This window comes from Pseudomonas sp. Irchel 3H7, from assembly GCF_900187605.1.
Classification (GTDB): domain Bacteria; phylum Pseudomonadota; class Gammaproteobacteria; order Pseudomonadales; family Pseudomonadaceae; genus Aquipseudomonas.
This window is the reverse complement of record NZ_FYEA01000015.1, coordinates 107,632-128,932: the sequence shown is the minus strand read 5'-3', so window position 1 is coordinate 128,932 and position 21,301 is coordinate 107,632. Positions and strand designations below refer to the sequence as shown.

The 21,301-nt window shown below is 58.7% G+C and carries 16 protein-coding genes and 1 tRNA gene; 4 read left to right on the top strand and 13 right to left on the bottom strand.

Going from position 1 to position 21,301, the window contains the following annotated elements:
• Window positions 1-186: 186 nt before the first annotated feature.
• From CKW38_RS26040 to ptsP, 4 genes are all read right to left on the bottom strand, one after another.
• Window positions 187-1,728, bottom strand: coding sequence for an alkaline phosphatase (locus CKW38_RS26040; RefSeq protein ID WP_095114227.1), 1,542 nt, complete (start codon window positions 1,726-1,728; stop codon window positions 187-189).
• Between the two features lie 186 nt (window positions 1,729-1,914).
• Window positions 1,915-3,648 (bottom strand): PTS fructose-like transporter subunit IIB, encoded by a 1,734-nt coding sequence (locus tag CKW38_RS26035; RefSeq protein WP_095114226.1) that lies wholly within the window; start codon window positions 3,646-3,648, stop codon window positions 1,915-1,917.
• A gap of 11 nt (window positions 3,649-3,659) precedes the next feature.
• Entirely contained in the window at window positions 3,660-4,601 is a 942-nt protein-coding gene (gene pfkB / locus CKW38_RS26030; protein WP_095114225.1) for a 1-phosphofructokinase, read from the bottom strand.
• A complete protein-coding gene (ptsP, locus tag CKW38_RS26025; RefSeq protein WP_095114224.1) occupies window positions 4,601-7,462 on the bottom strand; it encodes a phosphoenolpyruvate--protein phosphotransferase in 2,862 nt (953 codons plus the stop codon). The genes pfkB and ptsP overlap by 1 nt, the downstream gene beginning before the upstream one ends.
• Window positions 7,463-7,770: 308 nt before the next feature.
• On the opposite strand from ptsP, the gene cra reads away from it, so the two are divergent.
• Entirely contained in the window at window positions 7,771-8,766 is a 996-nt protein-coding gene (gene cra / locus CKW38_RS26020) for a catabolite repressor/activator (protein ID WP_095114223.1), read from the top strand.
• A gap of 3 nt (window positions 8,767-8,769) precedes the next feature.
• The gene (locus CKW38_RS26015) at window positions 8,770-9,549 is read left to right on the top strand and encodes a TatD family hydrolase (RefSeq protein ID WP_095114222.1); all 780 of its coding nucleotides are present in this window, start codon (window positions 8,770-8,772) and stop codon (window positions 9,547-9,549) included.
• A gap of 226 nt (window positions 9,550-9,775) precedes the next feature.
• Here the strand turns inward: CKW38_RS26015 and CKW38_RS26010 are convergent, their stop codons facing one another.
• The 6 genes from CKW38_RS26010 to CKW38_RS25985 form a co-directional block, all read right to left on the bottom strand.
• The gene (locus tag CKW38_RS26010; RefSeq protein WP_007915281.1) at window positions 9,776-10,237 is read right to left on the bottom strand and encodes a hypothetical protein; all 462 of its coding nucleotides are present in this window, start codon (window positions 10,235-10,237) and stop codon (window positions 9,776-9,778) included.
• 341 nt (window positions 10,238-10,578) lie between these two features.
• Window positions 10,579-10,968 (bottom strand): hypothetical protein, encoded by a 390-nt coding sequence (locus tag CKW38_RS26005; protein WP_095114221.1) that lies wholly within the window; start codon window positions 10,966-10,968, stop codon window positions 10,579-10,581.
• 245 nt (window positions 10,969-11,213) lie between these two features.
• Window positions 11,214-13,244 (bottom strand): methyl-accepting chemotaxis protein, encoded by a 2,031-nt coding sequence (locus CKW38_RS26000; protein WP_095114220.1) that lies wholly within the window; start codon window positions 13,242-13,244, stop codon window positions 11,214-11,216.
• 198 nt (window positions 13,245-13,442) lie between these two features.
• Window positions 13,443-14,282, bottom strand: a complete 840-nt coding sequence (gene ampE, locus CKW38_RS25995; RefSeq protein ID WP_007915275.1) for a regulatory signaling modulator protein AmpE — start codon at window positions 14,280-14,282, stop codon at window positions 13,443-13,445.
• On the bottom strand, window positions 14,279-14,839 hold the full coding sequence (gene ampD, locus CKW38_RS25990) for a 1,6-anhydro-N-acetylmuramyl-L-alanine amidase AmpD (protein WP_007915273.1): 561 nt from the start codon (window positions 14,837-14,839) through the stop codon (window positions 14,279-14,281). The genes ampE and ampD overlap by 4 nt, the downstream gene beginning before the upstream one ends.
• A 64-nt stretch (window positions 14,840-14,903) precedes the next feature.
• The gene (locus CKW38_RS25985) at window positions 14,904-17,084 is read right to left on the bottom strand and encodes a DUF1631 domain-containing protein (RefSeq protein WP_095114219.1); all 2,181 of its coding nucleotides are present in this window, start codon (window positions 17,082-17,084) and stop codon (window positions 14,904-14,906) included.
• 389 nt (window positions 17,085-17,473) lie between these two features.
• On the opposite strand from CKW38_RS25985, the gene nadC reads away from it, so the two are divergent.
• Window positions 17,474-18,322, top strand: a complete 849-nt coding sequence (gene nadC, locus CKW38_RS25980; protein WP_007915269.1) for a carboxylating nicotinate-nucleotide diphosphorylase — start codon at window positions 17,474-17,476, stop codon at window positions 18,320-18,322.
• Between the two features lie 51 nt (window positions 18,323-18,373).
• On the opposite strand, the gene CKW38_RS25975 is transcribed toward nadC, so the two are convergent.
• On the bottom strand, window positions 18,374-18,673 hold the full coding sequence (locus CKW38_RS25975; protein WP_095114218.1) for a DUF6388 family protein: 300 nt from the start codon (window positions 18,671-18,673) through the stop codon (window positions 18,374-18,376).
• 275 nt (window positions 18,674-18,948) lie between these two features.
• On the opposite strand from CKW38_RS25975, the gene CKW38_RS25970 reads away from it, so the two are divergent.
• Window positions 18,949-19,443, top strand: coding sequence for a hypothetical protein (locus CKW38_RS25970; RefSeq protein ID WP_007915265.1), 495 nt, complete (start codon window positions 18,949-18,951; stop codon window positions 19,441-19,443).
• Window positions 19,444-19,584: 141 nt separating this feature from the next.
• On the opposite strand, the gene CKW38_RS25965 is transcribed toward CKW38_RS25970, so the two are convergent.
• On the bottom strand, window positions 19,585-20,748 hold the full coding sequence (locus CKW38_RS25965; protein WP_095114217.1) for an acyltransferase: 1,164 nt from the start codon (window positions 20,746-20,748) through the stop codon (window positions 19,585-19,587).
• Window positions 20,749-21,144: 396 nt separating this feature from the next.
• A tRNA-Thr gene (locus tag CKW38_RS25960) sits at window positions 21,145-21,220 on the bottom strand.
• Window positions 21,221-21,301 lie beyond the last annotated feature (81 nt).

Below are 21,301 nucleotides of genomic sequence, written 5' to 3'. Positions count from 1 at the left end.
GATTCACGCAATACGCCGACCTGAACGTGCTTCACCGAATCGGGAATCGAGAAAGGCTTTATATCCAATCTCATAATCGACACGGTCTTTCAGGTCGACGTACCTCTCCAGACACCTCCGTCGGCCCCCTCTCCCTCCGGGAGAGGGCTGGGCGGGCGGCGTTCCGATGAGGGTAGTTTTTGATCTTTAGACAGGCTGCAATTTTTTCTCAAAAACCGCCACCCCATTCAAATCCCGCAACACCACACTCATCTCCCCACTCCCCCCTTCAATATTCACCTCGCCAAAAAACTGAAACCCGGCAAACGGCGAAGTGTTCTGCGCCGGTGGCGCCTTCTCGAATACCACTTCCGGCCCAAAGGTCTTGTCCAGCGGATTAGGCCCAAAGCTCCCGGCATTCAACGGCCCGGCGACAAACTCCCAGAACGGCTCGAAATCCTGAAACGCCGCGCGATCCGGGTGATAGTGATGGGCCGCGCAGTAATGCACATCTGCCGTGAGGAAGACAAAATTGCGCACCTGCTGCGCACGCAGATAGCCGAGCAACTCGGCGATTTCCACCTCGCGCCCCTGCGCCGGTCCCGGATCACCGTTAGCCACCGCTTCCCAACGCGCGACACCCGGGCTGACCTCGCCATCCGGCACGCCAAGGCCGATCGGCATGTCGGCGGCGATGACCTTCCACTGGGCTTTGGATTTCTTCAAACCGCGCTTGAGCCAGTTCAGTTGCTCACGCCCCAGGAACGGTTTCGCCGCGCCGAGGTTGTCGTCATTGGCGCCGCGATAACTGCGCATGTCGAGCACGAACACATCGAGCATCGGGCCGTAACTGATCTTGCGATAAATCCGCCCGCCGCCGTCGGCAGCCTGCAAACGCATCGGCGAGTATTCCAGCCACGCCTTGCGTGCGCGCCCGACCAGGGTGTGGATATCTTTCTCCTGATAGCGCTCGTCGAGCTGCTTGCCCGGCGACCAGTTGTTGACCACTTCATGATCGTCCCACTGCCAGATCTGCGGCACTTCGGCGTTGAAGCGACGGATGTTTTCGTCCATCAGGTTGTAGCGGTAGTTGCCGCGATAATCGTCGAGGGTCTGTGCGACTTTGCTCTTGGCTTCGGTGGTGAGGTTGCGCCAGATGCGACCGTTTTCAGTCGTGAGCTGCGCGGGTACGGGGCCGTCGGCATAGATGGTGTCGCCGCTGTGGATAAAGAAGTCCGGCAGGCGCAGACGCATGGCTTCGTAGATGCGCATGCCGCCGATGTCCGGGTTGATGCCGAAGCCCTGGCCGACTGTGTCACCGCTCCAGACGAAACGAATATTGCGCCGCGCCGTCGGAGCGCTGCGCAGGTGACCCAACCATGGTTCGCTGGCGACGTCGGTGCGGGCGTCCTTGAAATACACGCGATAGAAAATCGCCTGATCGGCGGGCAGCCCGGTGAGCTCGACCCGAGCGGTGAAATCTGTGCGCGCATCGGCGAGCGCCGAGACCACTCGGCGGGGATGGCGAAACTGGCTGCGAGTGTCCCACTCGACCACCATATGCGCCGGGCGATCGCTGCGGCTCCAGATCATCGCGCGGTCGCCTTGCAGGTCGCCGGACTGCACGCCGTCGGTCAACTGCGGGCGATCCTTGACCGAGGCAATCACCGCCGGCGCCAGGCTTGGCATCAGCAGACCGGCACCAACGACTTGCATGACACGCCGGCGACCGGGGTTGAAATCGCTCATGGTGTTCTCCCTGAAAAAAGGAAAACTTAAGCACGCGATCATGAAACACACATGACACCAGACACACCGCAGAACCAATTGTAGGAGTGAGCCTGCTCGCGATAGCGGTGTATCAGCCGACACTCATGTCACTGACAGACCGATATCGCGAGCAGGCTCACTTCCTACAGGGGTTTGCGGTGTCAGTCAGGCCTTGGCGGGTTCCAGCGCCAGCTCGACGGCTTCCGGGCGTTTGACCGTCGCATAGACCACAGCGGTCAGCAAACTCCCGGCGACAATCGCCAGCAAATACAACAACGCATGATTGATCGCATTCGGAATCGCCAGCACAAACAAGCCACCGTGCGGCGCCATCAATTTGCAGCCGAAGTACATCGACAACGCACCGGTCAATGCACCGCCGGCGATGCTCGCCGGGATCACCCGCAACGGGTCTTTCGCGGCAAACGGAATCGCCCCTTCGGAGATAAAGCACAGCCCCAGCACCAGCGCTGCTTTACCGGCTTCGCGCTCAGTCTGGGCGAACTTGCGCCGCGCAATAAACGTGGCGATACCAAGCCCGATTGGCGGCACCATGCCCGCGGCCATGGTCGCGGCCATCGGCGCATAACTCTGCGACGCCAGCAGCCCCACCGAGAACGCATAGGCGGCTTTGTTGATCGGCCCGCCGAGGTCGACGCACATCATGCCGCCGAGCAGCACGCCAAGCAGAATCGCGTTGGTGGTGCCCATGCTGTCGAGGAAATGCGTGAGCGCCCCGAGCATGCCGGCGACCGGTTTGCCCACCACGTAAATCATCACCAGACCGGTGAACAGACTGGCGAACAACGGGATGATCAGAATCGGTTTCAGTGCTTCGAGACTTTGCGGCAAGGCGACATATCGACTGATCGCCTTGGCCGCATAACCGGCGATGAAACCGGCGACGATGCCACCGATAAAACCAGCACCCAACGTACTCGCGAGCAAGCCGCCAATCATCCCCGGCGCCAGGCCCGGACGGTCGGCGATCGAGTAAGCGATGTAACCGGCCAGCAGCGGCACCATCAATTTGAACGCGGTCTCGCCACCGATCTGCATCAACGCAGCGGCCAGCGTGCCTTCTTCCTTGAACGCGGTGATGCCGAACACAAACGACAGCGCGATCATCAAACCGCCGGCCACCACCATCGGCAGCATGAACGACACGCCGGTCAGCAGGTGTTTGTAGATGCCGGTCTTCTCTTGCTTCGCCGGAGCTTTGCCGTCAGCCGCAGCGCTTTCCACCGCACCTTCGGCCAAGGCTTTTTTCAGTGTGGCTTCGGACTGCTTCAAGGCGATCCCAGTGCCGCAACGATAGATTTTCTTGCCGGCGAAACGCTCGGTGGCGACTTCGATGTCCGCTGCCAGCAACACCACGTCTGCGTCGGCAATTGCCGCTGCACTCAACGGGGTTTTCGCGCCCACCGAGCCTTGGGTTTCGACCTGCAGTTCGTAACCCAGACGCTTGGCGGTTTGCTGTAGGGCTTCGGCCGCCATGAAGGTGTGGGCGACACCGGTCGGGCACGCAGTGATAGCGACGAGACGTGGCGCGCGCGGCGCATCAGCAACCGGTTCAGCAGCGCCGGCGACGTAAACTTCAGCCTCTTCAGCTCCACGACGCAGCACCGCTTCGACATCCTGCAGCGCTTGTGCCGGGGCAATCTGGAAAACCCGTTTACCGACAAAACGCGTCATGTCGACCGCGCCTGTGGCGACCAGCAAAACCCACTCGGCCGCTGCAATGGTCGCCGCCGACAATTCGCGTTCGGGGTGCGCCGCATCGACCACTTCAACGCTGGTGCTCCAGCCCTGACGCTGCGCCGCCGCATCGAGCAAACGCGCGCACAGCACACTGGTGACCATGCCGTTCGGGCAAGCCGTAACAATGGCTAATTTCATGACAAACCCTCTTATTGTTCTGTCAGGGGGCGCACGCGCACGCCCTGTTCGAGCTGCGCCAGTTGCGCAGCGTCGTTGATGCCAAAACCGATCTGGGTCACCGCCATCGCCGCAATCGCGGTGGCGGTGCGCAGGGTTTGTTCAGGCGTGTCGGCGCTGAGCAAACCGTGAAGCATGCCGGCCAACAGCGAATCACCAGCACCGACCGTGCTGGCGACGCTGACCTTCGGCGGCGTGGCGTGCAGTGCCGAACCGACGCTGAACCAATTCACACCGTCAGCACCGTGGGAAATCACCACGTGCTCGATGCCTTGGGCATGCAAACGCGCCGCCGCTTGCGCTTCCGCTGCGTGTGAAACCACGTCACAACCGAGTGCATCGGCGAGCTCTTCAGTGTTCGGTTTGATCAGCCATGGACTGGCTTTCAACGCTTCGCGCAACGCTTCGCCGCTGGAGTCGAGGGCGACTTTCAGACCGAGCTGGTTGAGCCGTTCGATCAGCTCACGCAACCACTGCGCCGTGACGCCACGCGGCAAACTGCCGGCGACCACCACCGCATCGTGACCCGGTGCGATCTGCACCAGACGCTCCAGCAACGCCTGCTGCGCGGCGGCATCGACCACCGGTCCCGGGCCGTTGATGTCGGTGATGCGCCCACTCTGCTCCGCCACTTTGATATTGCTGCGCGTCTCGCCCGGCACACGGATAAACGCGTCGACAAATCCGCGTTTGGCGAACAGGGTTTCGAACGCTTGCAGATTGTCTTCGCCGAGAAACCCACTGACCGTCAGTTGATGGCCTAGATCGGCCAGCACTTGCGCGACGTTCACGCCTTTACCAGCGGCGTGGGTGTGCATCTCGTCGCTGCGATTGACCTGACCGGCCTCCAGCCGTGGCAGTTCGACGGTGAGGTCGAGTGCCGGGTTGAGGGTCAGGGTAAGAATCTTGGCCATTACAGGGCCTCCACTAATGCGCGCACTTCGTTCGCGCTGCCCACGGCCAGGGCATGTTGAGCAAGGGTTTGCGCCTGGGTCAGGCTGAGTTCGCGGATGCGCGCTTTCACTTCAGCAATGCTGCGCCCGGAGACACTGAGTTCATCGACACCGAGGCCGACCAGCACCGGCACCGCCAGCGGGTCCGCCGCCAGTTCGCCACAGACGCCGACCCATTTGCCATGGGCATGGGCCGCGCGCACGGTGATGTCGATCAGTTGCAACACCGCCGGGTGCAAGCCGTCGGCCTGCGCCGACAGCGTCGGGTGACCACGGTCGATGGCTAGTGTGTACTGGGTCAGGTCGTTAGTGCCGACGCTGAAGAAGTCGACTTCCTTGGCCAGCACCGGCGCCAGCAACGCGGCGGACGGCACTTCGATCATGATCCCCAGTTGCAGATCGGCAACCGGGATTTCCAGGCGCAGACGCTCGGTCATGTCGCGGGCCTGACGCCATTCTTCGACGCTGCCGACCATCGGGAACATGATCCGCAACGGACGGTTATCCGCCGAACGCAGCAAGGCGCGCAATTGCGCTTCCATGATCTGTGGGCGCTGCAAGGTCAGGCGAATGCCGCGCACGCCGAGGAACGGGTTTTCTTCCTTGGCAATCGGCCAATACGGCAGCGGTTTGTCGCCACCGACATCCAGCGTGCGAACCACCAACGGGCGACCGGCGAGGCCATCGAGGACGCGGCGGTATTCGGCTTCTTGCGTGGCTTCGTCCGGTGCTTGCGGATGGGCCATGAAAATCAGTTCGGTACGCAGCAGACCGATGCCTTCGGCGCCCTGCTCCACCGCGCTGATCACGCCAGCGCTTTCGCCGATGTTGGCAAAGACTTCGACCGCGTGACCGTCGGTGGTGTGTGCCGGTTGATGACGTTGTTCGGCGGCAATCTTCAGCCGTTGTTCGCGGGTATCGCGTTCTTCGGTGGCGCGTTGCAGAGTCGCGGCATCGGCGTCGACGTGCAGACGACCGCGTTGGCCGTCGAGCAGCAATGGCGTGCCCGGTTGCAGCAGCAACACTGCCGCGCCAGCGCCAACCAGCGCCGGAATCCCGAGCGCTCGCGCAACGATTGCACTGTGCGCGGTGGCGCCGCCGCGTGCGGTGAGAATCCCCGCGACACGCGCCGGGTCCAGCCGCGCGACGTCGGACGGGCCGACTTCGTCCATCACCAGAATGTACGGTTGTTCAGGCTCGCTCGCGGTCTGCACGCCACACAGTTGCGCCAGCACGCGGCGACCGATGTCACGCAGATCCGCCGCACGCTCGGCGAGCAAAGCGTCCTGCAACGATTCCTGCTGTTTGGCCGCCGCTTCGATCACCGCCATCCATGCCGCTTCGGCGCTTTCACCTTGCTTGAGGCGGGTGTCGACTTCGTCGGTGAGGTCCGGGTCGTCGAGCATTTCCTGATGGGTGATGAAGATCTCGCGGATGGCTTTGGCTTTGCTGCGCTCGATCAGGCCCTGAATATCGCTGCGCACATCGCTGAGCGCTTGCTTGAGACGTTCGCGTTCGATGGCAGCGGACTCGCCCCGCAGCGGATAATCGATGGTTTGCTGCACTTGGATGTGTGCCGGGCCGATAGCGATGCCGGGTGCCGCCGGGATTGCTTGCAACTGGCTGCCGGAGGCCGGGGCGAGCAGCACTTCGGCGATGTCGGCGATGACTTCGCGTTGCTGGCTCACTGCTGGCAGCGGCTCGACTTCTTCGCCGAGACCCTCTTCGATAGCGGCCAAGAGTGCCGGCAAAGCGTCGGCGGCAATGCTCGGCTCGGCGATCAACTCCAGCACCTGACCACGACGGGCGCCAAGGCTGAGCAGTTTGCTCAGACTCTTCACCGACACGGCGCTGTCCTGACCGTCGACGATGCGCACGCGAATCTCGCCATCAAAACTCTTCGCCAGTTGCGCGAGGATCTTCGCCGGGCGCGCGTGCAGACCGTGGGCGTTGGCCAGGGCAATACGCGCGCTCGGCCAGTCGGCGGGCAATTCACCGCCGAGCACTTCGAGAACTTTGCGACTGCTGGTAGCGCGGCCCAATTCATGGCCGCGACCTTCGATCAGCAACGCACACAGGCGTTCAAGCAACGCTTGATGTGCCTCGCCGAGGCTGGCCAGGCAGAACAGACCGCTAAGCGGCTGACCGAGGTAGCGCATCGGTTTGTCCGGCGTAACAAACGCCAGGCCCGGACGCTTCACCGTTTGCTCGCTGTGCAGCCACCACAAACCATCGCCCAGCGGCAGCGCTTCGACCTGCTGCAACACGCCGGCAAAACCGTTGCTCACACAATCGGCCTGACGCAGCAGACGCGCGCCACGCCAGACCAGTTCTTCGAAATCGTCGGCCGAGACACCGAGGCCAATCATCTGCGCATCGAGCGCCAGTTCCTGCGGCGCGCCTTGCAGCAATTTCAGCAGCGCCTCAGGTGAACTGGCGCGACGCAGGGCCTGGCCCAGATCAGTCTCGCCGAGGGCACGGGTCAGCAGTTGCAGCAGGCGCAGGTGTTCGTCGGATTTGGCGGCAATGCCAATCGCCAGATAAACGATCTGGCCATCGCCCCAATCCACGCCTTCCGGGAACTGCATCAGGCGCACGCCAGTAGCGAACACCTGATCGCGGGTTTCCGGGGTCCCGTGGGGAATGGCAATACCTTGACCGAGAAAGGTCGAGCCCTGGGCTTCCCGTGCCTGCAATCCAGCGAGGTAACCGTCGGCAACCAGACCATCGGCCACCAGGTGATTGGCGAGCAGTTGCAGGGCAGCGGGTTTATCCACAGCCGATTGGCCCATGGATATCTGCTCTATAGTGAGCTCGAGCATGCGATCTCCTTTTTGGCGCTTTATGAGTGCCAGGTATTGTTTTGGATGGTTTGCAGCTTAGGCGCTTTACCGCTTTGCTTTTCAGCGGCAGTTTTGGCGGTTTCACGGCAGAACCGGCCAAAGACGTCTAAAACGTAGAAAATACGCCTGCTGAAACGTTTAATCTAGATTGATCGGCACGTTACTCGATAATGTCCCATCCTTGAAGTCCAACTTGTCGGATGCGCTGCGACAATAGTCGCCTGCCCTAATCGGGTAGGATTGGCGAAAATGTCGCGGCAAGCTCGAAAAAACAAGGAAATCCCGGGTTGAAACTCAGTGATATCGCGCGGTTGGCCGGAGTGTCCGTGACCACCGCCAGCTACGTCATCAACGGCAAGGCCGAACAGCAACGCATCAGCAACGCCACCGTCGAGCGGGTGCGGGCGGTGGTCGATCTGCACGGCTTCACGCCAAACCCTCAAGCGGCCGGGCTGCGCAGTCGGCATACGCGCACGCTGGGCTTTATTCTGCCGGATCTGGAAAACCCCAGTTACGCGCGGATCGCCAAGCTGCTCGAACAAGGTGCGCGAGCGCGCGGCTATCAATTGCTGATCGCCAGCTCCGACGATGCGCCAGACAGCGAGCGGCAGTTGCTGCAACTGTTCCGCGCGCGTCGTTGTGATGCGTTGATCGTCGCCAGTTGCCTGCCCGCCGGCGATGATAGCTATCGGCAGTTGCAGGCCAAAGGGCTGCCGATCATCGCCATCGACCGGGTCATGGAGCCGGAACATTTCTGCTCGGTGATCAGTGACGACCGCGAGGCCAGCCTGCACCTGACCCAGAGCCTGCTTGATCCGCAACCGAAGCAGATCGTACTGCTCGGTGCGCGTCCGGAACTGAGCATCAGCCAGGAACGTGCCGCCGGTTTCAAAGAGGCGTTGGTCGACTTCAAAGGCGAAGTGCTGGTCGAACACGCCGAATCTTTCAGCCGTGAGTGCGGCAAGCAACTGATGGAAGAACTCCTGCAACGTCTGGGGCATTTGCCCGACGCGTTGGTAACCACTTCCTACGTGCTGTTGCAGGGTGTATTCGATGCGCTGCATGACTTCCCGCTGAAATCGCGGCCATTGCGCCTGGGCACCTTCGGCGATACGCAGTTGCTGGATTTCCTGCCGCTGCCGGTCAACGCCATGGCCCAGCAACACCAGTTGATCGCCGACAAGGCGCTGGAACTGGCGCTGGCCGCTGTCGAGCAGTCGGAGTACAAGCCTGGCGTGCAGGCCATTGCGCGGACCTTCAAGCAGCGTATTCACCGGGACTGAGCCGTGGAGCTGATCGACAGCCACACCCACCTCGACTTCCCCGACTTCGACGCCGACCGCTCGGCGTTGCTCGCCGAAAGCCGCGCGCTCGGGGTGCGGCGGATGGTGGTGTTGGGTGTCCATGAGGGTAATTGGCAACGGGTGTGGGATCTGGTGCAGAGCGATGCGGATTTATACGCGGCATTCGGTCTGCACCCGGTGTATCTCGATCAGCATCGCCCCGAAGATTTGTCGGCACTCGGAGATTGGCTGACGCGATTGCGCGGTCATCGGCAGTTGTGTGCGGTGGGCGAGATCGGTCTGGATTACTTCATCGAAACCCTCGACCGCGAGCGGCAACAGGCGCTGTTCGCGGCGCAGCTACAACTGGCCGCGGATTTCGAATTACCGGCATTAATCCACGTTCGCCGTAGTCATGCGGCAGTGATCTCAACGCTCAAACGCTTCAAGCTCAAACGCGCGGGAATCATCCACGCCTTTGCCGGCAGCCGTGAAGAAGCGCGGGAGTACATCAAACTGGGTTTCAAACTGGGTCTGGGCGGCGCGCCGACCTGGCCACAGGCGTTGCGCATGCATCGAGTGATTGCGCAATTGCCGCTGGAGTCGATCGTGCTGGAAACCGATTCGCCGGACATGGCGCCCGCGATGTTTCCCGGTCAGCGCAACAGCCCGGCGCATTTGCCGGCGATTTGTGAGGTGCTGGCCGAGTTGATGAGCATCACAACCCAGCAATTGGCCAGACAAACTACCGCTAATATCGAGGAATTATTTGATTGGCATTAGACCATATCGGGTTCAGCTCTTGTAAACGCGAATAGCCTTGAATGCCCCAACCACTAACCTTAAAAGGCCCGCGACTCTAACAAAAACTTTATAAAAATAAAAAACAAATCGAACGACTGCTTCGACACCACAAACCCAACAACAGCCGCTCGTATACCTGACTGCTTCCTTACATGTCGAGCAAGACAACCAGACTTCGACTTACCCCTCACACAGTATATTGCTGTCAAGGGTACGTATAATAAATGGAGTTTTCTCCACTCACATCTGCGAAGGGAAGGTCAAAAACGAATCTGACATAAACGCGGGCTCGTCTATTTGCCCCTATATAACCTCCGACGCGCCAAGGATTCCATTGATTGTCTTGGCGCATGCTGTCTGGAGAGTCGATTCCCCACCACTGGTTTGAATCAAAACTGAAATGGATGTTCGCCTTATGCCGGCTAAAACCGTCTGGATCATTAATGGTGTAGTGGGACGCATAGCAATAAAACATTCCGCCGTCATTACCCCACCAGTAAGTATATTTAATTTGCCCACGATAGACTCTATTATCCGCAATCAAAATCCCCTCGTAGGTTTTTGCACCTTTGGATAACTTATCAATCTCCTCGCTCGTGAGAATATTTTTCTCAGTGACGTTCTCGATGTTTTTTGTAGAGCCGGGAGTAGCATCTTTATCTTTCATGATCGCTCCATGGATCGGGATCAACAATAGTCGAAATATAAGTGCAGCCTTTGTTAGGCCAACATTAGTAAATCTGACTATTTCATCATGCTCTACTGTCAAACCTGACAGTCCCGACAAACGGCTATCGCTGATCTTGCGGTGTTTTTTTACACCTGATCACATAGCGTTCAACTGTTCCCGTTGCCAATTATTTCCTGCCGATAACATTCACTCAGCCCACCGATAGCGTTGAGGTGGCCGCAGGCGTTACGCATGCATCGAGTGATTGCTCTTTTGATCCTGGCTTGAAGAAAAGATCAACAGATCGCAGCCTCTTTTCACTCGACAGCGCCTACAAATCAGTCGGCGTGCGCCTTGGCGGCCTCCAGAACCAGCGTCAGATGCTGACGCTGGCGCGCGTAACGGACGACCACGAAGTACACGAAGATCGTGATCAGTGATGCGTTCAGTTGCTCGGTGACGCTAAGCAATCCCACCCATTCCATCACCAACGCCACCAGCAGCGCGGTGCAGACTGTTACTGAAGCGCTGAAACGCAGTAGCGCCAGTGAATCGAGGGACTTGAAGCGCTTGATCTGTTGCGGGCAACGCAGCTCCAGCGCTTGCTGGCAATGCTCGCAGCTGAACGGTTCATTGATCGAGATGGCATTGAGTTGCCACGGTTTGAGCAGCAGCGTGGTCTGGCAATGAGCACAACGGCCTTGGACTCCCAGAGTTGCGGCAGACATGAGCGGCCTCCTCTACCGAACGATTGGGTATGGATACTGGCTCATTGCAGGGGAAATGCCAGAGTCTGCAGAGAAACAGGATTGGGCTTACGGGCCGAAGTGAAAAAGTACTACAAAAGGTTCTGATATAACCCAGAACCCGGTGGGAGCGAGCCTGCTCGCGAAGGCGATGTGTCAGGTGACAGAGATGTCACTGACAGATTGCATTCGCGAGCAGGCTCGCTCCCACAGGTTTCGTGCGTGCCTCAGACGCGGAAGGCGCTGATCAGCTGTTTGAGTTCTACCACCTGGGCCGACAACGCCCGGCTGGCATCTTCGGTCTGGTGCGCACCTTGCGCCGTACGTTCGCCGGCGCGGTTGATCTCGACGATGTTCTGGTCGATGTCGTGGGCCACCGCCGTTTGCTGTTCAACCGCAGCGGCGATCTGCTGGTTCTGATCGACGATCATGCCCACCGCACCGAGGATGTTTTCCAGCGCCTGCTGGACCTTCTCCGACTGCCCGACCGTGCCATTGGCCATCTGATGGCTGACGCCCATGGCTTTCACCGCCGCGCCGACACCGCCGTGCAGTTTGGCGATCATCTGTTCGATTTCTTCGGTCGATTGCTGGGTGCGTTTGGCCAGGGTGCGCACTTCGTCGGCAACCACAGCAAAACCGCGTCCCTGCTCGCCAGCACGGGCTGCTTCGATCGCGGCGTTGAGCGCGAGCAAGTTGGTTTGTTCGGCGATGCTCTTGATCACTTCCAGTACGCGACTGATCGCCTGGCTGTCACTGGCCAACTGGTTGATCACCAACACCGACTGATCGATTTCGCTGGCCAGCGCGGCAATGCTGCCCTGTTGCGATTCGACCAGGCCACGACCACTGATGGTCTCGTCATTCACGCTGTGGGCACTGCTCACCGCTGCGGCGGCACTGCGCGCCACTTCCAGTGAGGTTGCCGACATCTGATTCATCGCCGTCGCCACTTGCTCAATCTGCGTGCGCTGTCCGGCGACCGCCTGGTTGCTTTGCGCCGAGACGTTTTCAACCTGCCCGGCCTGGCGCTCCACCTCGGCGACGGTCTGCCCCACGCGCTCGATCAAGTCATGAATCTTGCGCACCGTGCCATTGAACACTTCGCCCAACTCACCCAATTCATCGCGACTGTTGGCCTTGAAGTTGACCGTCATGTCGCCGGCCGCGACCTTGTCCATCATCGCGCCCAAGCGTTTCAGCGTGGTGCGGGTCGAGGCGTAGAAACCACCGTAAAGGTAGAAAATCAGCACAAACACCACCGACAGCGCCACCGCCTGCAAGACCATGTGCGTGCGGTTTTGCGCCAGACGTTGCTGCAATTGAGTGTCGAGGAATTTCAACGTGGCTTCGTTGAGCTGGTAAGTCCGGTCGATCAGCCCGGTGACCTGATCGTAAAACGCCTGCCACGGTGCATCGAGCGTGTCAGCCATCACCACTTGTTCTTCGAACAGTTCGCTGGCCTGTTTCAGCGAGCCCTTGCTGCTCTCGGCCGCCGCGCTGAGGTTTTCCCGCGCGGCTTTGCTGGAGCCGAGGGCGTCCTGCAGCTTCAGGCCGTATTCGGCCTGGAGTTTTTCGATCTGCACCATCAGCTCATCAAAACGCGTGCTCGACGAACTGTTAAGAAAACCCTGGCCCAATGAATACGAACCCATGGCCCGGCCTTCGCCGAGGGTTTGCGTGACGGTCGGCGTGATCAGGGTGACCAGTTCGCTGAGCTGACGGATATCGCTCTGATTATCGCGGCTGAGTCCGGCCTGACTGCTGATGATCTGGCTGAAAATCTGCGCACTGGCCAACAATTTGCCGATCAGCGCGCTTTTGCTTTGCAGCGAGTTTTCCGTTTGCTGGGCCTTGAACGCGGCGATCATTTCATCGCGTTTGCCGTCGAACACCTGAATCTGTTCGGGATCGTCGGTCATCGCCGTCAGCCCTTGCAAGCGCGTCAAAACCGCTTGCTCGAGGGTGGTGATCTGCGCATCGACATTGCCGGCCTTGCCGGACTGGCCGAGGGTGACGTTGATCTGCACCAGATTGTTGAGGGTTTCCAGATCCCGGCGCAGGGCCAGGCTGCTGCCCAGCAGATCGAGGCTTTGCAGTTCGACCCGAGTGCCCTGGAATTCGCGATAGGAATCGCGCACCAGATAGAAATTGGTCACCAGCATCGGCACCAGGAACAGCACGCTGATCAGGCTGAACTTCATGCCGAAGCTCAGACGGTTCATCAGCGAGACGGCGGGATAGAGCAAGCTCTTCACTGGAAGTCTCCCTTGGTTTTTCTTGTTTTTATTGGCAGGCGCGGGGCGAGAGCAGATAGCCACTATCGGGCGCCATCTCTGTATAGCTCAAATCGAAGGGAGGTTTTGTAACTTAAGGTTAACGACATCGCACCCCGCGACACACAGACCTCCTCGTAGGAGCTACCGCAGGCTGCGATCTTTTGATCTTTCTTTAAATCAGTGAACCAGAACCGTCCACAAGGCAAACCCGGCATACCACAGCACCGCCGCGCGCAGCAGCAGTTCCCACAGGCAATCGAGGGTGTTGATGCCGTCCGGCCCGACCACGGGAGGTGGAATCTCCCCCGCCGCCAGACCGACCCGGTTGATCAGTTGCGCCGCGCTGATGTTCCAGTTGAGCAATTCATGCAGCATCACCCGACTGACCGCGACAAAGTTGCCGACCAGCGCCAGACTCGCGGCCAGCAAGCGTACCGGCAGCCAGTCAAAGGCATGCCGCAGTTGCGCGGCACGCTCGACCAATGCCGGGTTCTGCCCGTGTTCCTGCGCCAGCGCCAACAGGCGATACGCCAATGCCGCCACCGGGCCGAGCACGAAATACCAGAAGATCACCGCAAAAAAGCTCTGATAAGCCTGCCACAGCAGATGCCCCTGCACGCTTTCAAGCAACTGCTCGCCGCTGTCGGCGCAAATGTTCAGATCGCGTTTGGCCACATGTGCCGCCGCTTGCAGATCCTCGCGACGCCAGGCATCGCGAAACGGCCCAAGGCCGCCAAGCAAGTCGCCGCGCCCCAGGCTGTAAATCACCACCAGCAAATGCACCGGCAACGCCAGCAAGCCGTAGGCCACCGGTTCCAGCACCACTAGCAACAGCGCCAGCAACGCCACCGGAAACAGCACCAGAATCGTCAGCACCAGCCAGGGCTGTTTGGCCAGCCGCGCGCTGGTTTCGAGTTTGTTCAGTTCGCGGATCCATCCGCCATCGCGTTGAACCCGATGGCGCAGGGCCGAAAACTTCTCGATCCACAACGCCAGCAGTAACACCAGAAAACTCATTGTCCTTCCTCTTGTGCCAGGGCTGCGCGATAACGCGCCCAGTCGAATGCCGGGCCAGGATCGGTCTTACGCCCGGGTGCTATATCGCTGTGCCCACAAATGCGGGCGCCGGTGATGGCCGGAAATGCGCTTTGCAATTGGCGGGTCAACGCCGTCAACGCCTGATACTGCGCGTCGGTGAACGGTAGATCATCAGTGCCTTCGAGCTCGATGCCCACGGAAAAATCGTTACAGGTTTCCCGTCCTTCGAAGACCGACACGCCGGCATGCCACGCCCGCTCAAGACAGGAGACAAACTGGGTGACCTTGCCGTCACGTTCAATCAGAAAATGCGCCGAGACGCGCAGGTCAGCGATCCCTGCAAAGTAGGGGTGTTCGGTGACATCCAGACGATTCTGGAAAAACTCCTGCACCTTGCCCGTGGCAAACTGCGCCGGCGGCAGGCTGATGTTGTGAATGACCAACAGGGAAATTTCGCCCGCCGGGCGTTCATTGAAGTTGGGCGATGGGCAGACCTGCACCCCGTGACACCACCCGCTAGCGGGATCCAACTGCATACCGATTCCTTCAACGCCGACTGTGTAGGCGCCCAGTATGCCGCGATCAGCCCCCGGCGTGCGATCACTTGCCGCGATTGAGTCGCCGCAGATTGCCCAGCACCGACTCCAGCGCGCGGTCGAACAGCAAGGTGTCATCCAGCGCACGTACCGCGCCGCGCTCGAATTCCACGGCCAGCGCGCTGCGGCTGCGCTCCAGCACCTTCATGCCGGTGCGATCGACAAATACATACTTGCCGGTGGCTTCGATGATGGCCGCCAGTTTGCAGCGCAGACTGTGTTCATCGTCTTCCTGAAACGCCACCCAACTGCCCAGGCGCAGTTGCTCGACCTGGCGCAGACCGGCGGCATCGTGGGGCAAGCGTACCGACGTCAATGCCATGCTGCTGTCGTCGGCGGTTTGCAGCACGATCTGCTGCGACACCTCGATCATGGGCGCGGCCTGATCAGCCGCAACGGAACGCTCCAGCACCTGCACATGCAGGGCTTCCAGTTCACTGAAAAACTCGCTGGTGGCAAAGGGGTCAAACGCCGAACTGCTCAGACCATCACGCAGCGACTTGAGCAACCCCGGCACCAGTGCCAGCAAGCGCAAGCTGGATTCAGCGTCTTCATGACGCTGCACACTCCAGATCAATTGCGCCATGGTCTGCACATCGGCCTGCCATTCGGCTGACTGATCACCATGCTTGAGGCACGTCAACAGCAATACTTTGCTCCAGGCGTCCTGTACGAAGGTGACCACGGACGGTGGAAGTACTTTACCCAGCAGCGCTTGATTCAACGCCCGCTCGACCCGGCGCCGCGCCAGCTCGGTTTTCGCTCGCCCCTCTTCGGCGTCACGCAGGCGCTGTTCAAGCAACTCGCTGCGGCGGCGCTCATCGCTGGTGAAGGCGAGAAAATCAGCCAGTAACTCGGAGAAAATCGCCGGATCATCGACAAAATCGGTCAGCAGACGCTGCACCACTTGTTCGATACGCAGGTACAAGCTGTCGCGCGCCTCACCGTCGCAGCCGCCCCAGCCCATGGCCGCCTCGGCGATTTCGTTGAGCAGGCGCCGCGCCGGATGACTGCTGCGGCTGAAGAAACTCTTGTCGAGCACCGCGACCTTGAGCATCGGGATCTGCAACCGGGCGATCAGCGCCTTAAGCGAATCCGGCACATTGCGGTCTTCAAGAATGCAGTCGAAGACCATGGCAATCAGATTGATCACGTCTTCGTCCGCATCGCCCACGATCCGCGATTTGCCACTTCTGACGCTGACCCGGGTCAGCAGTTGTTCGAGCTGATTGCGCAGATCGAAGTCATCCTGAGCCGCCAGCGTCGGCACGTACTGTTGCAAGTGCGAGAGCAGGCGCAGCAGGTCGCGAGTGGAAATCGGCTGCGCCGCAACGCTGGATTCCAGCGTCGGCGCGACACTGCCACGGACGTGCGCGAGCAGTTGCTGCAGTGCGGCGAAAACCTCCTGCACGCCTTCGTCGACGGGCGGCGTGTCGTCGCTTTCATCGCTGTTCACATTGGCGATCGCACGATCAATCGCACGGCGCGCCGGGGCCGCTTTCAGCTCGGGCAACACTCCGGTGGCGAGCAGCAATTGATTGGCTTCGGCGTAAAGCTGCTCGGTGTCGGTCAAGACATAACGCTCGAAGAGTTTGAGCAGGATCAGCTTGACCTTGATCTCCACGCCCAGGTTTCGCCCGGCCAGCAGGAAAAACTCGCAAAGCATCGCCGGGCCAAGCGGGTTGTGTTGATCGTCGAGGGTGTTGCCGAGCAGCGCGTTAAGCCGCGCGGTCAGTTGATCGAGCGCGAAGCCGTCACGCTTGAGTACGCGACCGACCATGGTCTCGACCGCCACGCTGCGCTCCATGTCGTCGCTGCGGGGGGCCAACTCGTCGTATATCAAGGCATGGGGCAGCGTGTTGTGCGTGGGATCGTATTGCGTCAGACCGACGAAGGCTTCGAAGAATTGCTCAAGAAAGCCGCGCTCGATGTTTTTACGCTTGAGGCGCAGGTCGCGCATGGCTTCGAAAAAGATGTTCTGCTCAATGTCGTTGCGCGCCCGGTCGGCCATTTCAAACAGTGTGTCGTCGGCGTTATCGAACAGTTCCTGCAAACCGTGACGCAGTTGCTGGGCAGCCTTGTCGCGAACCTGAAGCAGAATCACAGGCAGGCGGGCGAGCGGCGAATGATTCGCCTGATCGGTAGCAGCCTTGTGCAAAGGCACTACTTTCCCGTCGTTGTGCATCCAAGCCTCCTGAAACGGTGATTCGTTCGGTCACTTTCAACATAAGCCTCCTGTGGGAGCGAGCTTGCTCGCGAAGGCGATCTGTCAGTGACATTGTTGGTGACTGACACTGCGCTTTCGCGAGCAAGCTCGCTCCCACAGGTCTCAACAACTTTGGCCGCTCTGCACGTCAAAGCTATGACGTCAAATGCAAGGCGAATTATCTTTCATAACTTGCACCCGGCGCCATAGCCGTCAGGGTTTCCCCTATACCGCCCCTTTCAGTGACCACGCCTGGCCGGTTTTGCTCAAAGAAAATCGACCGGATGCAGGCTGCCACGCGCGTTCTCGCCTTGGGTTGGCTCGCGCCATGCCCCTATAATCGAACCACTTTGTTTGTGGAGCCCGTTATGCCGAATCTACGTCTCGCCGATTTGACCGCCGAAATCGAAGCCAACGTGCGCCGTGCGTTGCTCGAAGACATCGGCAGCGGCGACATTACCGCGCAACTGATCCCGGCCGAACGCCTGGCCAAAGCCACCATCATCACTCGCGACGCGGCTGTCATCTGCGGCACCGCTTGGGTCGATGCAGTGTTTCGCCAGCTTGATCCGCGGGTCGCGGTGCACTGGCAAGTGATCGATGGCGAGCGGGTAAAGCCCAATCAACCGCTATTTCATCTGGAAGGCCCGGCCCGTTCGCTGCTGACCGGTGAACGCAGTGCGCTGAACTTCCTGCAACTGCTGTCCGGTGTGGCCACGCGCGCGCAGTACCTGGCCGATTTCGTCGGCACCACTCAGGTCAAGTTGCTCGACACCCGAAAAACCCTGCCAGGCCTGCGGCTGGCGCAGAAATACGCGGTGACCTGCGGTGGCTGCCACAACCATCGCATCGGTCTGTACGACGCGTTCCTGATCAAGGAAAACCACATCGCCGCCAGCGGTGGCATCCCGCAGGCCATTGCCGCCGCGCACAAGATTGCGCCGGGCAAACCGGTGGAAGTCGAAGTGGAAAGTCTGGAGGAGCTGAAAGAGGCACTGGCCGCCGGCGCCGACATCATCATGCTCGACGAACTGAGCCTGGATGACATGCGCGAAGCCGTGCGCCTGAACGGCGGCAAGGCGAAACTGGAAGCCAGCGGCGGCATCAACGAAAGCACACTGCTGCCGATCGCCGAAACCGGGGTGGACTACATCTCGATCGGCGCGATGACCAAGGATGTCAAAGCGGTGGACCTGTCGATGCGCTTGAGCCTCTGAAGGATTCACGCAATAAAAAACGCCAGCCCGGTTGAGGCTGGCGTTTTTGTTTCAGACCACCAGATTATTCATCTCGCAGTACTCGTCCCACTCGACACCCAGCACTTCGGCCGCCTCTTTGTGCAGCACAAGGCGCTGTGCCTCGAACTCCTGCGGCGTGCTCGTGTACTTGAGTGTCAGCTCCCACGGCTGCAGGCCCTGGGCTTCGGCTTCGTCTTCGAAGGCCCACTGAATCTGATCTTTCTGATCATCGGGACTGAGATCCTTGATCTCTTCCTTCAGGTCCGGTACGTCCAGAATGTACTTTTCCAGCGCTTGTTCGTGACGTTGCTCTTGAGTTAATTCGGTCATGGCGTTCTCGCTGATCGTAAGAATGGAGGATGGATCTGGATCATCAAGGATCTCTCTGACGCGGATTTGTCCGGCCTTCGGAACCATTCGGGATCATCTGAAAACTGCTGGGCGATGCTCATGCAGGCACCGAATATAGGACGTTTGCATGACGAATTACACGGCTCTTTACATCTCTCGCACAAAAAGTTGACCTGCGGAACATAAATGCGGATTTCGAGTCATAGCGATGTGCCACTTCGGCACGTCTCCGCTGTTCACAAGGAAAACCAGTGATGCGCAGCTTTTCGAAGATTCTCTCTGTTGTGCCCGCTACCGCGCTGATGGCTGTTCTGGCCCTGCCTGCAAACGCAATGGCTGTCGAGTTGAGCAGTAGCAGTTCCTCCTACGGCGACAAGGTTGCCCTGATTCACAACGATTACGGCAAAGATGTCGTCATCAGAAGCGACATCAGCGTCGACGAACTGCAAAAAATGCGCGACACGATCAGTGACCAGTCGCGGCAGATCGAAGAGCTCAAACGCAGCAACGGTTCGAACTCCAGCTCCAGCGGCAAGGAAATCGATGATCTGAAAAACAAGGTCAAAGACCAGGACCGTGAACTGGACACGCTAGGTCGTCAGGTCGAAGACCTCAAGCGCAACAGTGGCTCCAGTTCCAACTCGAACAGCAGCGAGATTTCGAATCTGAAGCAGAAAATCAACGATCAGGATCGGGCGATGGATCAGCTCAAACGTACCGTCGAGGATCTGAGCCGCAAGGTAAAGTAGAGAAAATGGTGTTGAGACAGGAACCTCAACCCAGACGGAAAACCCCAGCATCTATTGGATAAATAGCGCCAAGGGGCTTATTGATGAAGCAATGGCTCTCCACTGGAGAGCCATTGCGCAAAGAACACCGACTGTTAGAAATCAGCTCACATTCTGAAGTTGAGCTCCCTGCGTGGCGACTTCCTGTTCCTTTGGTTTCTTATTGGATCGCAGCAGACGCTGAGCTGGCTTCTCGATCATCAGGTAGCTGGCCGACGCCAAGAACAGCAACGCAGAAAAATACATAAGTGGGGTGACTTGCAAATCCTTTGAAAACGAGTAAGCGAACACCTTCAGTAAAACTTGATGAATCATGTAAATTGAAAAGCTGATTTCGCCGAGATAAACCAAAACCCGGTTACTAAGGATAGAGCCAACAACTCCACGACCAGAGGCTACCGCTCCAATCAGTATTGCAAACACCCAGGCTGAACCCATTGTATTTGCCATAAGTCTTGGAGATTCAAAGTCACCTAGATAGCTAATAGCATGTTCGGCACCGTAACAAATCCACCATGCTGCAAACAAGACAGCTACTATCTCGACTGCGCTCCAGACCAAATATGATGCCTCGTAGTTTCGGATGTATTTATCCCAAACCACCCAGAGCGACATGCCTAGAACAAACTCAACACCACGAAACAAAGGATTGGAGTAAGCCGCATAAAACATATTAATGCCGACTTCCTGACCTGTTTGCGTCTTGGAAAATGCGGTCATTGCAAAGACGAAAGCAGTTGAAATAAAAATGGCGACAAGAAGTTTGATTGCCCAGTTCTTTCTTATTCCGATTACAAGAAACGGAAACGCAAGATAGAAAAAAACTTCGGTTGAAATGCTCCACGACACGGCATTCCAGGAAAACATGATCTTGTCAAAGGGGAATATTGACTGCATCAGCGTCAGATTCAAGGCTAGCTGAACTGACTTAGCAAATAGCCCTTCCCCGTCGAAGGTAATTGCATCTGGACGCACGAACATCACGAGGAAACACAATGCGAATATATGGACCGGCCAGAGCCTGGCAAGGCGATCACGAATAAAGCCAAAGTATCCCGATGGCTTTTTTGATGTGTAAACGTGCGTCAGAATAAATCCTGACAGAACAAAAAAGAAACTAACTCCATGCGTCAGGAAGGATGGAACCCCTGCGAACCATGGGTAAAACATAACTGAGTGCCAAACGACAATCATGAATGCGGCGAAGAATCTTAAGCTCGTTAATGGCTTTAGGTTTTCTATTGGCTTGCGGTTGGTGGACATCATCTAATTTCTCTTTTTATCCGGCTCCGAAGAACCTCGTCACTGAGTGCGCGTCCAGCACACACACTTCCATGCGAAAAGCGAGCGGATAATATCTGCTCGCCATCATTACCGGTAGGAAAATTAGAAGCAATGCGACGGAATCGTCACGCTCCCTTGCGCCATCCCGTCGGGGTCACGCCCCTCCGCTACGTTCTTCGAGGCATCGACAGATATTCGAAAGCATTTGTTTGATTCCGGTTTCGTACGGAGCCGGCGCATGAGGACTGCTTTCTGCCTGGACAGCCCTCCGCAACAGGGCCTGCGCGGCACGCAACGAAAGAGCGAAAGAAAAAGGCCGCGTTGGACGGCCTGTTTTGGGCGGGTGTGAGAGTCGCCGAACGCCGACGAACGTTGATGTGGTGCCCGAGACAGGAATCGAACCTGCGACCTTCGCGTTACGAGTGCGCTGCTCTACCGGCTGAGCTACACGGGCGGTGGGCTAAACCTAGCACCGGTCTTGAAGTCCGGCAACTTCGCAGAATGTCCCGATATTTCGCAGACAAAAAAATGCCCC

What these genes read in the sequence shown, in the direction of transcription:
- CKW38_RS25975 (WP_095114218.1), bottom strand. Translation starts at nt 18,673, where the DNA reads ATGACCGAATTAACTCAAGAGCAACGTCACGAACAAGCGCTGGAAAAG.
- CKW38_RS26010 (WP_007915281.1), bottom strand. Translation starts at nt 10,237, where the DNA reads ATGAAAGATAAAGATGCTACTCCCGGCTCTACAAAAAACATCGAGAAC.
- CKW38_RS25965 (WP_095114217.1), bottom strand. Translation starts at nt 20,748, where the DNA reads ATGATGTCCACCAACCGCAAGCCAATAGAAAACCTAAAGCCATTAACG.
- CKW38_RS26005 (WP_095114221.1), bottom strand. Translation starts at nt 10,968, where the DNA reads ATGTCTGCCGCAACTCTGGGAGTCCAAGGCCGTTGTGCTCATTGCCAG.
- CKW38_RS26035 (WP_095114226.1), bottom strand. Translation starts at nt 3,648, where the DNA reads ATGAAATTAGCCATTGTTACGGCTTGCCCGAACGGCATGGTCACCAGT.
- ptsP (WP_095114224.1), bottom strand. Translation starts at nt 7,462, where the DNA reads ATGCTCGAGCTCACTATAGAGCAGATATCCATGGGCCAATCGGCTGTG.
- CKW38_RS26040 (WP_095114227.1), bottom strand. Translation starts at nt 1,728, where the DNA reads ATGAGCGATTTCAACCCCGGTCGCCGGCGTGTCATGCAAGTCGTTGGT.
- ampD (WP_007915273.1), bottom strand. Translation starts at nt 14,839, where the DNA reads ATGCAGTTGGATCCCGCTAGCGGGTGGTGTCACGGGGTGCAGGTCTGC.
- CKW38_RS25970 (WP_007915265.1), top strand. Translation starts at nt 18,949, where the DNA reads ATGCGCAGCTTTTCGAAGATTCTCTCTGTTGTGCCCGCTACCGCGCTG.
- ampE (WP_007915275.1), bottom strand. Translation starts at nt 14,282, where the DNA reads ATGAGTTTTCTGGTGTTACTGCTGGCGTTGTGGATCGAGAAGTTTTCG.
- pfkB (WP_095114225.1), bottom strand. Translation starts at nt 4,601, where the DNA reads ATGGCCAAGATTCTTACCCTGACCCTCAACCCGGCACTCGACCTCACC.
- CKW38_RS25985 (WP_095114219.1), bottom strand. Translation starts at nt 17,084, where the DNA reads ATGCACAACGACGGGAAAGTAGTGCCTTTGCACAAGGCTGCTACCGAT.
- nadC (WP_007915269.1), top strand. Translation starts at nt 17,474, where the DNA reads ATGCCGAATCTACGTCTCGCCGATTTGACCGCCGAAATCGAAGCCAAC.